The organism is Rahnella aceris (assembly GCF_011684115.1).
In the GTDB taxonomy this organism is placed as follows: Bacteria; Pseudomonadota; Gammaproteobacteria; order Enterobacterales; family Enterobacteriaceae; genus Rahnella; species Rahnella aceris.
This window is the reverse complement of record NZ_JAADJV010000001.1, coordinates 2,597,439-2,611,190: the sequence shown is the minus strand read 5'-3', so window position 1 is coordinate 2,611,190 and position 13,752 is coordinate 2,597,439. Positions and strand designations below refer to the sequence as shown.

13 protein-coding genes are annotated in these 13,752 nt (G+C 54.6%); 8 read left to right on the top strand and 5 right to left on the bottom strand.

Translation table 11 applies throughout. From position 1 onward, the window contains the following. Positions 1 to 250: 250 nt before the first annotated feature. From GW591_RS11920 to ppnP, 5 genes are all read left to right on the top strand, one after another. On the top strand, positions 251 to 1,033 hold the full coding sequence (locus GW591_RS11920) for an IclR family transcriptional regulator (RefSeq protein ID WP_166860631.1): 783 nt from the start codon (positions 251 to 253) through the stop codon (positions 1,031 to 1,033). Positions 1,034 to 1,109: 76 nt separating this feature from the next. Next, positions 1,110 to 2,687, top strand: a complete 1,578-nt coding sequence (locus tag GW591_RS11915) for an OPT/YSL family transporter (protein WP_037036782.1) — start codon at positions 1,110 to 1,112, stop codon at positions 2,685 to 2,687. A 135-nt stretch (positions 2,688 to 2,822) separates the two neighbouring features. Further along, positions 2,823 to 3,752 carry a DUF1177 domain-containing protein gene (locus GW591_RS11910; RefSeq protein WP_112151735.1) on the top strand — a complete coding sequence of 310 codons (930 nt, stop codon included), beginning with the start codon at positions 2,823 to 2,825 and terminating at the stop codon, positions 3,750 to 3,752. Between the two features lie 4 nt (positions 3,753 to 3,756). Continuing rightward, positions 3,757 to 4,434, top strand: a complete 678-nt coding sequence (locus GW591_RS11905; RefSeq protein WP_037036786.1) for an AroM family protein — start codon at positions 3,757 to 3,759, stop codon at positions 4,432 to 4,434. Between the two features lie 179 nt (positions 4,435 to 4,613). Beyond that, positions 4,614 to 4,904 carry a pyrimidine/purine nucleoside phosphorylase gene (gene ppnP, locus GW591_RS11900; protein WP_013576688.1) on the top strand — a complete coding sequence of 97 codons (291 nt, stop codon included), beginning with the start codon at positions 4,614 to 4,616 and terminating at the stop codon, positions 4,902 to 4,904. A gap of 58 nt (positions 4,905 to 4,962) precedes the next feature. On the opposite strand, the gene rdgC is transcribed toward ppnP, so the two are convergent. Continuing rightward, a complete protein-coding gene (rdgC, locus tag GW591_RS11895; protein WP_112151734.1) occupies positions 4,963 to 5,877 on the bottom strand; it encodes a recombination-associated protein RdgC in 915 nt (304 codons plus the stop codon). Positions 5,878 to 6,086: 209 nt separating this feature from the next. On the opposite strand from rdgC, the gene mak reads away from it, so the two are divergent. Further along, positions 6,087 to 7,007, top strand: a complete 921-nt coding sequence (gene mak / locus GW591_RS11890) for a fructokinase (RefSeq protein WP_013576686.1) — start codon at positions 6,087 to 6,089, stop codon at positions 7,005 to 7,007. A 67-nt stretch (positions 7,008 to 7,074) separates the two neighbouring features. On the opposite strand, the gene GW591_RS11885 is transcribed toward mak, so the two are convergent. Beyond that, entirely contained in the window at positions 7,075 to 8,388 is a 1,314-nt protein-coding gene (locus GW591_RS11885; protein WP_153374562.1) for an aspartate aminotransferase family protein, read from the bottom strand. A 278-nt stretch (positions 8,389 to 8,666) separates the two neighbouring features. On the opposite strand from GW591_RS11885, the gene GW591_RS11880 reads away from it, so the two are divergent. Then, positions 8,667 to 9,677, top strand: coding sequence for a phosphotransferase enzyme family protein (locus GW591_RS11880; protein WP_112198706.1), 1,011 nt, complete (start codon positions 8,667 to 8,669; stop codon positions 9,675 to 9,677). A 184-nt stretch (positions 9,678 to 9,861) separates the two neighbouring features. Next, positions 9,862 to 10,947: an AraC-like transcriptional regulator QhpR gene (gene qhpR, locus GW591_RS11875; RefSeq protein ID WP_225444899.1), complete on the top strand. Its 1,086-nt coding sequence runs from the start codon at positions 9,862 to 9,864 to the stop codon at positions 10,945 to 10,947. Here the strand turns inward: qhpR and GW591_RS11870 are convergent. The 3 genes from GW591_RS11870 to GW591_RS11860 are packed head-to-tail and all read right to left on the bottom strand — an operon-like array spanning position 10,944 to position 13,551. Beyond that, on the bottom strand, positions 10,944 to 11,765 hold the full coding sequence (locus GW591_RS11870; RefSeq protein WP_037036791.1) for an ABC transporter ATP-binding protein: 822 nt from the start codon (positions 11,763 to 11,765) through the stop codon (positions 10,944 to 10,946). The genes qhpR and GW591_RS11870 overlap by 4 nt on opposite strands. After that, positions 11,762 to 12,526 carry an ABC transporter permease gene (locus GW591_RS11865; protein ID WP_037036792.1) on the bottom strand — a complete coding sequence of 255 codons (765 nt, stop codon included), beginning with the start codon at positions 12,524 to 12,526 and terminating at the stop codon, positions 11,762 to 11,764. The genes GW591_RS11870 and GW591_RS11865 overlap by 4 nt, the downstream gene beginning before the upstream one ends. An 11-nt stretch (positions 12,527 to 12,537) precedes the next feature. Next, on the bottom strand, positions 12,538 to 13,551 hold the full coding sequence (locus GW591_RS11860) for an ABC transporter substrate-binding protein (RefSeq protein WP_037036793.1): 1,014 nt from the start codon (positions 13,549 to 13,551) through the stop codon (positions 12,538 to 12,540). Positions 13,552 to 13,752 lie beyond the last annotated feature (201 nt).

Here is a 13,752-nt window from a genome sequence, read left to right as displayed (position 1 = left end):
ATCGCCCTGTATATTTTGCGCAATATTTAATCACGATAATCTGCTGAGTTTTACGTCCGTCACCTCATTAATACTCGGCATTTAACTTGCCTGACTCTTAATTTCATCTATTTAAGAATTCCTTTAAGCATATTCATTTGCCTGACGTGTTGTGCGTGAAAAATAAACGACTTGACGCTGACACGTATCAGCTTTAGTTTTTATTTAACTTAACAGGAACCTTGTTCCATATACCGGAACTCACTCCTTTATGACCACATTAGAAAATGCGGCTGCGGTACTGAAATTATTTTCAAAACAGGGGATTAGTCAGGGGCATCCCGGTTTGTCATTCAGTGATGTGGTCGAAAATTTAAAATTACCGAAAAGTACGGTGTCCCGTCTGCTGATGACGATGGAAACGCAAGGGCTGCTGGAACGTGATCCGGACAGCCGTCTGTACCGCATCGGACAATTATTACTGGCCGTCTCCAGCCATTATTTGTCGGCCCCGCTGGTGGATTTAGCGTCGCCGTATATGACGCAACTCAGTCAGCTGACGCAATGCACGGGTTATATCTCGATGCTGGAAGGGCGCGACATTATGGTGATGCGCATGTTTCCCGGCAGAACGTATCTGCAAGTGGTTACTCCGGCCGGAAGCCTTTTGCCCGCGCACGAAACGGCTATCGGGCGCGCGATCCTTTCGCGCTATACCGATGATCAGGTTCTGGCGCGGTTTAGCGGAAAATATCAGGCGAATTCTGCTAATTCGCCTGAGAGCAAGGAGGTTTTGTTAGCCAGGCTGGCCGATGTCCGTCTGACGGGGGTGTCATTTGCCAACAATGAGACGTTGCTGGGAATAAGTACCTTAGCCACCAGTATTTTTAATAAGCACCGTAATGAAACCGTTGGATTATGTTTATCTTTCCCTTCGCCGGCGCAGGGGAAAGAAATTCCGGAAGGAATAAAAGAAGGGCTGATTGCCGTAACCCGGCAAATTGCCGAAAAATTGGGTGATGAGTATTGGCATTTATCTAAAACGGCCATGTAGCAGCCGTCAGGATAATGACGAATAACGGACCCGGATTATTTGCTATGTGAAATACTTGCTCAACACCAGGGGCCTTATGTCAGATCAACCTGCAAAGAATAATAAGGAGAATCCGCTAAAGGATATTGGCACTCTCATCGTGATGATTCTGTTGTCTGTTTTAGGCGCAATCATCGGTGTCCAGCTGATTACTACTTTAGGCGTTACGCCGAATACCTCGATTATAGGCGCGCTGTTTGCCATGTTACTGGCACGCATTCCGATGCAGGCTTTTTACCGCTACCGTTCTGTTCATACGCAGAATCTGGCGCAAACCGTCATTTCATCTGCGACCTTTGGTGCGGCAAACAGTTTGCTGATGCCGATCGCTATTCCTTATGTCATGGGCCAGCCGCAACTGATCATGCCGATGTTTACCGGTGTGGCCGCAGCGATGTTGCTCGATGCCTACCTGCTTTATCGCCTGTTCGACACCAAAGTGTTCCCGGCCAGCAATGCCTGGCCACCCGGTGTTGCGGCGGCTGAAGCGATTAAAGCCGGTGATAACGGCGGGCGTCAGGCCTGGCTGCTGGTCGCGGGCGTGGTTGTTGGTGTGGCTGGAGCGATGCTGAAAATCCCGATGGCGGCTTTCGGCACGGCGTTTATCGGCAATATCTGGGCGCTCAGCATGTTTGGTATTGGCTTGCTGATCCGCGCTTATGCGCAGCCGGTCGCCGGGCTGGACCTCAACGCGCTGTATATTCCTCACGGCATGATGGTCGGCGCGGGGCTGGTGTCGCTGCTGCAGGTGATTCAGGTGGTGCGTGCTAAACATGCCGACGCCAAAACGACCTTTACCCAACCGGCGAAAGAGGTGCGTAAAGCACTCGGGCTGGGCGCATTCGGTTATATCGCCATCGCGGCACTGCTGGCGCTGGCGGGCGGCCTGTACAGTGAAATGTCAGTCAGCATGCTGATTGCGTTCGTGATTTACGCCGCCTTTGCCGCCTTCTTTCACGAGCTGATTGTCGGGATTGCCGCGATGCACTCCGGCTGGTTCCCTGCCTTTGCCGTGGCGCTGATTACCTTAATTATCGGTATTCTGATTGGTTTCCCACCGCTGGCGTTATGCGTCCTGACGGGCTTTACCGCCGCTACCGGTCCGGCATTTGCTGATATGGGTTTTGATCTGAAAGCCGGATTTATTTTGCGCGGTTATGGCAAAGATTTGCAGGCTGAACTTTACGGCCGCCGCATCCAGTTATTCGCCGCATTGCTGGCATTTGTCATCGCCATTCCGGTGGTGTGGTACGCCCATTACGGTTACTTCGCCCAGGATTTAGTGCCGCCGGTGGCGCGGGTTTATGCCAAAACCATTCAGGCCGGTGCTCAGCCGGGCATTGCACACAGCCTGCTGATCTGGGCGATTCCGGGCGCATTGATTCAGCTGATTGGCGGACCGAAACGCCAGCTTGGCGTACTGCTGGCGACCGGTTTGCTGATCAACAGCGTGATGGCCGGATGGGCCGTGGTCTGCGGCATCGTGCTGCGCATTATCATTATCCGGATCTGGGGTGAAAAAGGGCGTACGCCAATGGAAGTGCTGGCGGCAGGTTTTATTGCCGGTGACGCGCTTTACAGTTTCTTCACGTCGATCTTCAGTGCCAAAAAGTAGTGAGTACCGCACCAACACCAGGGCTGATGTTCAGCCAGCATTAAACACCTGACTGTTCCACGATGAACAGCACCCGCGACCGTTTTGGCTACTGCGTGAAATACGCCGGTCGCGATGTTTTAAGAGGACTGAGTGATGAGTTTGCAACAGACATTAACGGTATTCGAACTGATTGACAGCGCCCACGTCAGCGGTCAGGACATTGTGGACTTGTTCGCCCGTTATCCGGGTATTACCGCCAGCACACACCGCGCTGACGGCCCGAAAGGTGGCACTGATTTTGTGCGTATCACTGTGCCGGGCAGTCAGGGCAAAAGCAGTGGCGGCACGGCACCCACGCTTGGGATTATCGGTCGTCTGGGCGGGATTGGCGCGCGTCCGACGCGTATCGGTCTGGTCTCTGATGGCGATGGTGCGATTGCCGCTGTCACCAGCGCACTTAAACTGGCTGATATGCAGCGCAAGGGCGATGTGCTCGACGGTGATGTGATTATCACTACCCACATTTGCCCGAACGCACCGACCCGTCCGCATGATCCGGTCGATTTTATGGATTCGCCGATTGATGACGTGACCATGAACGACAACGAAGTGGTGGACGGCGTGGACGCGATCCTGTCTATCGACACCACCAAAGGCAACCGCATCATCAATCACAAGGGTTATGCCATTTCACCGACGGTGAAAGAGGGTTACATCCTGCGTGTTTCTGAAGATTTGCTGCGCATCATGGAAATGACCAGCGGCAAACCGGCGGTCACTTTTCCGATTACCACGCAGGACATCACGCCTTACGGCAACGGTGTGCATCATCTGAACAGTATTCTGCAACCGTCAACGGCGACGACCGTGCCGGTGGTCGGTGTGGCTATTACGGCGGAATCTGTTGTGCCGGGCTGTGGCACCGGGGCAAGTCATGAAGTGGATATCGCACTGGCGGCAAAATTTGCTGTTGAAGTGGCGAAAGAGTTTGGCCGCGGCACTTGTCAGTTCTTTGATGCCGATGAATATCAACTCCTGTTGTCGCTGTACGGAAGCTTGCGTCACCTGCAAAACCGGAAGTAACACGATGATGACATCCCTTGCGACGTTAACAATCGGACAGGCACCACGCAGCGACATTATGCCGCTGCTGATGGAACATCTGCCGGCCGGGTCAGTCACCCATGTGGGCTTACTCGACGGGTTAAGCAGGGAGCAAATAGAGCAGCGTTATGCGGCTGCTGAGGGCGACGCTGTACTGGTCACCCGCCTGCTGGATGGTTCGCAGGTTACGATGGCTGCGCACCGCGTGGAAAGCGGATTACAGGAAAAAATCGACGTACTGGAAGCCCTGGGTTGCATGACCATTCTGCTGCTTTGCACCGGCGAATTTCATCATCTGCATGCTAACAATGCGCTGCTGCTGGAGCCTGACCGCATTATTCCACCGTTGATCGCCTCAATAGTCGGTCAGCATCGTGCGGGGATTGTGGTGCCGGTTGAATCACAGGTGGTTGAGCAGGCGAACAAATGGCGAAAATTAGCCAAAGCGCCCTGTTTTGCTGTTGCCAGCCCTTATCTTTCTGACGATCAGGCGCTGACGGACGCGGCGATGCATCTGGCTGAACAGGGTGCGGAAGTCGTGGTGCTTGATTGCATCGGTTTTAACCGCCATCACCTCGATGTGCTGAAAAAATATCTGAATATTCCGGTGCTGTTACCGAATGTACTGATGGCAAAACTGGCGGCGGAACTGGTGGTTTGAGGTATGACTGAGGGGCGAACAGCTACCCACAATGGCACTGTGCGGCCGTAAAATCAAATCAGCGCTACCGCTTTGCGGGCGGTGTCGTCTCGTGCGGATAAAGCGGTAATAATCAGTGACAGAAGGCGCTTTCTGCCCCTAATATGAAGGCTCTGAAATTTATCGCAAAGGGCCAATCTATGTTGAAAAATAATGAGTATTTTGACGGGAAAGTAAAGTCGATTGGTTTTGACAGCGAAAGCACGGGTTCAGCCAGTGTTGGCGTGATGGCCGTCGGTGAATATACTTTCGGCACCGCAAAGCCGGAAGAAATGACGGTGATCAGCGGTTCACTGAAAGTGTTGATCCCGGGATCGCCGGACTGGCAGGTATTTAAGCCAGGCGAGACGTTCTACATTCCGGGTAAAAGTGAATTCAACTTACAGGTCGGCGAAACCACCTCATACCTCTGTAAGTATCTGACTAAATAACTTCTTCAGACACAGAAAAGGCGCTCATGAGCGCCTTTTTTACGTTTTGCATCCGGTCTTAGCGTTGCGCTTCGCCGCCTAATGCCTCGATCAGGTTCTGGATCAGCGCTGCCAGTTCACCGGTCATCAGCACGAAATCTGCATCGAAACGGCCAGCGAAGTCTTCGCGGTCGATATCTTCGTTTTGATCACGAATGACGTCGCTGAATTTCAGGCGCTTAATGCTGCCGTCGTCCGCCAGCACCACGGCGATACGTTCCTGCCAGTCAACCGCCAGCTTAGTCACCAGTTTGCCGTTCTCGATATGCGTGGCGATTTCATCGCTGACCAGCACCTGTTTCTTACAGCGGATCACGCCGCCTTCCTCCAGGATCGCTTTCAGCTCGGCTTCGTCCTGCAGCGTAAAACCGGCGGGGGTATCGCCGGAACGCACCCATTCGGTCAGCGTCAGTTCGATCGGGCTTTCCATGGTCAGCGGCACCACTGGCAGCGAACCGAGGCTTTTACGCAGCAGCGCCAGCATGTCTTCGGCTTTCTTGGCGCTGGCGGCGTCAACCATGATCAGGCCGTTAACGGTATCAATCCACATGAATGTCTGGCTGAACCGGCTGAAGGCGCGTGGCATCAGGCTGTGCAGCACTTCATCTTTCAGGGAATCTTTTTCAGTCTTTTTCAGCTTGCGGTGTTGTTCACCTTCGAGCTGCTCAATTTTGGCCTGTAACTCCTGTTTAATCACCGGAGAAGGCAGGATTTTTTCTTCTTTACGGGCGCAGATCAGGATCTGACCACCGTTGACATGCGTCAGCGCGTCGCCGCCGTGGGAACCCATCGGTGAGACCCAGCCGGTTTTCGACATGTCCTGGCTGCCGCACGGGGTAAAGGTGAAAGCACTGAGCTGTTTTTCCATTTCGTCAGCAGATAACGAAACTTCACGGCTCAAACGGTAAACTAACAAATTTTTAAACCATAACATGGCGTTATCCCTGTCCCGGCGCACTCGTGGTACGCTGAATAAATGAATGCAGGGCGGCATGATAACCAATTGAGCGTCAGCCGTCGTTAAGAAATCGCCGCACCCTGTAACATTGCATAACAGCTTATTCTGGTGACAGTCGCGTCTGGCTTCTAAACTGAATAAACTCAAAAAAACTGACCCTGCAAAGTGTAAAAGGAGAGCAACACGTGCGAATTGGCATTGATTTAGGCGGCACAAAAATAGAAGTCATTGCGTTATCTGATGAAGGTAAAGAGCTGTTTCGCAAACGGGTCGATACGCCGAGAAATGACTACGAACGTACGCTCAAAGCGATTGAAGGGCTGGTGCTGGACGCCGAAAAAGCCACAGGTCAACGTGGCAGCGTGGGGCTGGGGATCCCCGGCACCTTGTCGCCATTTACCGGTAAGGTGAAAAATTCCAACTCGGTCTGGCTGAACGGACAACAGCTGGATGAGGATCTGGCGCTGCTGTTAAAACGCGAAGTGCATATTGCCAACGATGCCAATTGCCTGGCGGTGTCAGAAGCCACTGACGGCGCGGGCGCGGGCCGTCACACCGTATTTGCCGTGATAATCGGTACCGGTTGCGGTTCCGGTGTGGCGCTTCACGGTGCGGCGCATGCGGGCGGCAACGGCAATGCGGGGGAATGGGGGCATAACCCGCTGCCGTGGCAGGATGAAGAAGAAATGCAGTTTGCCCGTGAAGTCCCGTGTTACTGCGGGAAATCAGGCTGCGTCGAGACCTTTGTTTCCGGCACCGGTTTTGCAGAAGACTATTTTCGTTTGTCCGGTCAGCGGCTCAAAGGCGCAGAGATTATTGCGCTGGTGGAGCAGGGCGATGAAACTGCAGAACAGGCGCTCGGGCGTTATGAGCGTCGTCTGGCCAAGGCGCTGGCGAACGTGGTGAATATCCTCGACCCGGACGTGATTGTTTTTGGGGGCGGCATGAGTAACGTGGATCGTTTGTATCAGACGGTGCCGCTGCTGATTAAACAATGGGTGTTTGGCGGGGAATGTGAAACGCCGATCCTCAAAGCCGTACACGGTGATTCGAGCGGCGTACGCGGCGCTGCCTGGCTTTGGCCGCAATCACGTTTCGCGTTGTAAGCCATTATCCGTTTATCAACTTCAAGGGCGCAGATTTTGCGCCCTTTCCGTTTGTAACCCGCTTCAGTCAGAACATCTTGCTCAGAACGTTTTCCAGTGCATTGACCAGGATCTGGCTGTGTTCTGCGGTAAAGACCAGCGGCGGGCGGATCTTCAAAATGTTGGCATGCGGGCCGGAGGCGCCAATCAGCACGCCTTCTTCGCGCAGTGCGTTGACCACCGCCAGCGCGGTAACGGAATCCGGCCCGCCGTTTTCGTTGACGAAATCGACGCTGACGAACAGTCCTGCGCCACGCACGCTGCCAATCGCCGGGAAGCGTTGAGAGAGTGCGTTGATGCCGTCAAGAATGGCTTTACCCGCCAGCCCGACACTGGCAATCAGATTTTCCTGCTCGATGACTTCCAGCACCGCCAGCCCGACCGCAGAAGACACGGTATTGCCGCCGAAGGTATTGAAATAGCTCGATTCACTGCCGAAGCGTTCCAGGATGTGCGGCTGAATAGTGATGCCCGCCATCGGGTGTCCGTTACCCATCGGTTTGCCGAGCGTCACGATATCTGGCAACACGCCGTGGCGCTGGAAGCCCCACATATGTTCGCCGGAACGGCCATAGCCCGGCTGGACTTCGTCGGCGATATACAACGCCCCGGCTTCGTGAATAACGTCGATGGCTTCTTTCAGAAAACCGGCCGGATCGAAGAAACCGCCGTCGCTGGTGAAGAAGGTGTCGATCATCAGGGCCGCCGGTTTGATGCCATGGCGATCCATATCCGCCAGTGCGGCACGGATGTCGTTGGCAAAGCGCTTGCCAACTTCAGCCGGGTTAGCCGGATGGTGAACCGGTGCCGGAATCACCCGCGCATCACCGTTCACTTTAACGTATGGCCCCATCGAGGCCGATAGCCCGGCAATCGCTTTGGTCATGCCGTGATAACTGAATTCGGTGACGATAACGCCGGTGCCGCCGGTAAAATCTTCGGCGATACGCAGCGCCAGATCGTTAGATTCGCTGCCCGTGCAGGTGAACATTACCTGGCTCAGCTCAGCGGGCATGGTGCCCACCAGTTTTTCGGCGAAGTTCAGGACATTTTCATGCAGATAACGGGTGTGCGTGTTCAGCGTGGATGCCTGACGCACCAGCGCTTCCAGCACATGAGGATGGCAATGGCCAACGGAAGGCACGTTGTTGTAGACGTCGAGATAACGGCGGCCATCAGCGTCATACACCCACACGCCTTCGCCGCGCACCAGATGCACTGGATTCTTGTAGAACAACTGGTAAGCCGGGCCCAGCAAACGACGGCGGCGTTCTATCATCGCCAGATTGTCGGCTGAAATATTGCCGCTGCTGGCGGCATCAAACGCATTGGTTTTCAACATGAGAGTCATCTCCTGACAGGCGGTTTCAACGTCACTGCCGGTGTGCAAAAAAATGCCATGACGGCGGAAGGTGATTTGATAATGCGCCGGGGAAAGCGGTAAAACTTGACCTCAGCGCGCTGACTGCTGTGCGTTGCAGTCAACTTTTCGCCGTCAGCGCGTCACGCGTGTTTTGCGGTCAACATTTGCTGTTCCTGAGTCAAGCGACGAAAACGCGCCCCTTCCATTCTGGCTATCCGCAATATCGATTTGATTTAACCGGTACGGAGTGGAACCTGATGACTGCAAAACAATCTGACATGCTCGATGACACCAGCCTGAATCTGCTGGCAACAGAAGCATTGCGCCGCTATTCCCCTGATCTGCAAGGGCATCTTTCGCTGATCTGCCGGTCGGAAAATGCCACTTTTTTACTGCGCTGCCCCGACGGCGAACGTTATGCACTGCGTGTTCACCGGGGTGGCTATCACCAGCGGGATGAAATAGAGAGTGAACTGGCGTGGCTGGATGCGCTGCGTGAAAGCGAGATTCAGGTGCCTGAGGCAGTAAAAGGGCGGGATGGTACCGCTGTGCAAACTGTCGCGGTGAGCGAAACTGAAAACCGCAATGTGGTGATTTTTCGCTGGATTGAGGGCGAAATGCCAACCACGGATGTGGATCCGCGGGCGTTTGCTCAGTTGGGGGAAGTGACTGCGCGCCTGCATCAGCACAGCCGTCAGTGGCCGCATCCGGCCGGGTTTCGCCGTATTATCTGGGACAGCGATACCATGGTCGGCCCGCACGGTCACTGGGGCCGCTGGCAGGATGCGCCGGGCATGACGGCGGCCGGGATCCCGCTGATTGAAGAGACGCTGGCGCACACCGGCAGCGTGCTGAAAAGTTACGGCAAGAGTGCACAGCGCTACGGGCTGATCCACGCCGATCTGCGCCTGACGAATTTACTGTTGCACAAAGGTGAAACCCGGGTGATCGATTTTGATGACTGCGGTATGGGCTGGTATCTGCATGATGCGGCGGCGGCGATCAGTTTTGTTGAACATCATCCGCGGGCGCAGGCGTGGGTCCGCCACTGGCTGGAAGGTTACGCACGTATTTGTCACGTGAGCGATGCCGATCTGGCGGTGATCCCGACACTGATTATTCAGCGGCGGATTCAGTTGCTGGCCTGGCGCGGATCGCATGCCACCACGGAAATGGCGCAAAGCCTTGGCAATGAATGGGAACAAGAGAGCCTGCGCCTGTGCCGTGAGTATCTGGCGAAGGCACATCATCCCTTTGTGATCGGATGAAACTGCACGAAAAGCGGGCGCCGTAGCAGGGCGCAGGCGCGGCTGGCAAAACTGCCGAAAATTTATCTCATTGTATTGCATTGGTTTATCACCCGGAGATGTGAAGCAAGGTGCTGGTACGGAACTTGCAATTCTCTTTTATTACCGACACTTTTTATTGCCGACATAAAGGGAGTAAAAGACGATGCAGACAGGCCTTTCTTCTACGGCTTCCGGAGCCGGTTTCAGCAATGCGCTGAACGCGCTGACGCGCAGCAATGACAGCCACCGGGGGGTGCTGGCCGCAGCCGCCAGCGGCCTGAGCGATTTTATTCAGGCCAAAGGGGCAGATGTCGATCGTGTGCTAGGCATCTGCCACATCAATCCTGAATTGCTGCAACAACCTACGCTGAGTCTCGGGCTGACTAATTACTGTCAGGTTCTGGAAGAAGCGGCGGCGCAGTCAGGTTGTGATAACTTCGGTTTGCATTACGGGAAACAGTTCAAACCGCAGTCATTAGGGCTGATTGGCTACATCGGTTTATGTTCTTCTTCGGCAGAAACCGCGCTGCAAAACGTAGTGAATGCCTTTCCCTTTCATCAGCACAATACGCTGACGCGGCTGGTGGATAAGGGGGATCATTACCGGTTCGATTATCAGGTGCGGCACGGCAGCATTCTGTGCAGACGGCAGGATGCGGAACTGACGCTGGGGATGATCCTCAATTTATTGCGTCACGGGCTGGGGAAAAACTGGGCGCCGCGTGAGGTGCATTTTGAGCATCCGCGTCCGCAGCAATGGCATGAACACTGCAAAGTATTTGATGCGCCGGTGTATTTCGATCAGCCGTACAATTCCCTGCTGATCGTCAAACGCGATTTACAGCGGGCGATGCCGGAACGGGATCAGACGCTGTTGCTGGTCATGCAGGATGCGATCCGCCGTCTGAATGCGGATGCGCCGTCGCAGCAGTCGGTCACCGACAACGTGCGATCGCGGGTACGTCAGGCGTTATTACGCGGCGAGCCGGTGCTTGATGAAGTGGCCGAAAAAATGGGTATGTCGCCGAGTTCGCTGCAACGCCGCCTGCGCGAACAGAACCTGACGTTTACCCAACTGGTGGATAACGTCCGTTGCGAACTGGCGACGCATTATCTGCAACAGCAACAACTGCCGATTTCCGAAATGGCGTTGCTGCTAGGGTATTCCGAAGTCAGTGCCTTTTCGCGGGCTTTCCGCCGCTGGTTTGGCGTCAGCCCGCGTCAGTGGCGGCAGACTGCCGCCAGCTAAAGCGCCATCTCCCGTTTAAAGACTTCCAGCGTGTGCGCCTTCACGCGGATAAATTCCGGGTGGCTCATGATTTCCGACCCTCGCGGGCGCGGCAGGTCGAACGGCACGATTTCCGCAATCTGCGTCGGCCGTCGCGTCAGCAGTAAAATCTCATCCGCCAGAAATACCGCATCTTCCAGGTCATGCGAAACAATCAGCATAGTGACGCCGGTCGCCAGTTGCACTTCCTGTAATTTATCGCGGATAAACAGCGTCATCTCGAAATCCAGCGCCGAGAAAGGCTCATCGAGGAACATCACTTCCGGACGCGTCGCCAGCGCCCGCATGATGCACACGGTTTGCTGTTGTCCGCCGGAAAGCTCATACGGATAGCGTTTCAGGTCGAAACGGATATCAAACATCTGCGTCAGTTCTTCGACCCGCGCATTCACATCCGCTTTGCTCATGCCGTGGCGTATCAGCGGATAGGCGATGTTGGCGCGGGCGCTCATCCACGGAAACAGCGCGTCGCGGTAGTTTTGAAACACATAGCCGATGGTGGTTTGCGCCAGCGTTTTGCCGTCGAACAGAATGTCGCCTTTATCTACCGGGATCAGCCCGGCGATCATGTTCATTAAGGTCGATTTACCGCAGCCGTTCGGCCCGAAGATCGACACGATCTTTCCACGCGGTAAGTCGAGATTCAGGTCGGTATACAGCGGCTGTCCGGCAAACGCCTTGCTCAGCCCGCGGATCGTCACATGGGTGTCCGGTCGCGTGGCATATTGCGGCAACTGCGGGCCTTTATAATCAGGGTTCAGCGAGAGAGGGTGCGTCATGCTTTGCTACTCCAGTGGACGGTTTTTTTCTCGATCAGCAAAAAAGCCAGATTGAGCAGATAACCCAGCGCGCCGGTGATCAGGATCGAGGCGTACATATCTTTGATGTTAAACACCTGCTGGGCATCGATGATCCGGTGGCCGAGGCCGGTTTCTGATCCGATAAACATTTCGGCGACGATCACGATCACCAGCGCGATCGACACGCCGGTGCGCAGGCCGACAAAGGTTTGTGCCAGGCTTTCCATCAGCATGATGTCTTTGAAAATATGCCAGCGGGAAATTCCCATTACTTTGGCGGCCATCAGGCGCGTTTTTTTGGCATTCATCACGCCGTATGCGCTGTTGAACAGGATGACCAGCACGGCGGCAAAGGCAGCAATGGCGATTTTGTTGGCGTCAGTAATCCCGAAAATCAGCATAAACAGCGGGATCAGCGCAGACGACGGCGTGGAGCGGAAGAAGTCGATCAAAAATTCCAGGCTGCGGTAAACCTTTTCATTGCTGCCCAAAATTACGCCCAGCGGCACGCCAATTACGGCGGCAAAGGCAAAAGACACCAGCGTGCGGTAAAGGGTTGCGCCGATGTCGGTGCGCATGGACGCGTCGGAAAATGACTGGAACATGTAGCCGATTGTCTCGACCGGCGAGGGCAGAAGCACGGGATTCAGCCATTTTGCGCTGACGGCCAGTTGCCAGAATAAAAACAGCAGTACCGGGCCGACCAGCGGCAGTAACCTTGAAGACCAGCGTGAAGTCATCCTGTTTCTCCTTATCCCTGATAGATCAGCGAAGCGACATCCACCGGCTTGCTGAAGATTTTTCTTTCCGTAAAGACGTCATAAAACTTCTGGAACCATTGCAGGTTGTCGCCTTTCAAATCGGGATACATCACGAAGCCCGGCAGCGGCACTTCTTTGACCAGCGCCGGTTCAATGCTGGTGTAACCGGCGACGTTTTCGCGCGCTTTATCAGGGTGAGCCGCAATGAATTCCACCGCTTTCTGATAAGCGGCAATAAACTTTTTGGTTTCTTCCGGCTTGCTGGCGATAAAACTGGCGTTCAGTGCCGCTGCGCCGCCGAACCACGGGGCGTCGGCGTTGCCGAGCACGTATTTAGAAATAACGCCGGTTTCGAGTGTGCGCGAAAGGTTTTTCATGCGTCCGACAGTGCCGGTCGGTTCGAGCGTATATACGCCGTCAATTTGCCCGGCGGCCAGAGCAGGCGCGTGTTGTCCGACCGGCAGTTCAATGACTGACGGATTAGTGAAGCCATTTTTCTCCAGAATAATTTTTGCCATCGTGACGTTCTGGATCCCCGGACCGCAGGCGATTTTCTTGCCTTTCAGGTCACTGATAGCTTTTGCCGGGCTGTTGAGCGGCACCAGAAATTCATCTAACACCAGCGTATGGTTTGACGGGTTAGAACAGATAATTTTGAACAGACCCGGTGAGGTGATCGCCCCGAGTCCCAGCGCGCCGGTTGCCGTGCCGTTGGCGCAGCCGTGGATCCTGCCGGTGATCATCCCTTCGACAATTTGCTGGGCACTGGCGAATTTAACGCCTTTCACATTCAGCCCGGCTTGTTTAAAAAAGCCCTGTTCCAGTGCCACATACAGCGGCAAACCACCGACAATCGGCCAGTAACCAATACGAATTTCATCGTCGTCGGCTGCAAAAACTGACGTCGGGATCATTCCGCCAAGGGTGGACACTCCGCCGGTAATGGCGAGCCATTTCATCAGCTGGCGACGTTTTTTATCAACTTCAGGTTTGATGTTTTTCATTGGCGGTTCCCTAAGCGGTTATGAGGACGTTGCAACTTGTACTGCAACTTGTATACATAACGTTAAGCACAGGGCGTGCCAGTTCGTTCCGGCAGCGGGAATAAACGTAAATTCAGCAGGTTGAGGAAAAAGCGCGCACTGAACTGGTGCGATTTTTGTGCACGCTTTCACAAAAAGGATCCACCGCAGGGCATGCAGCTA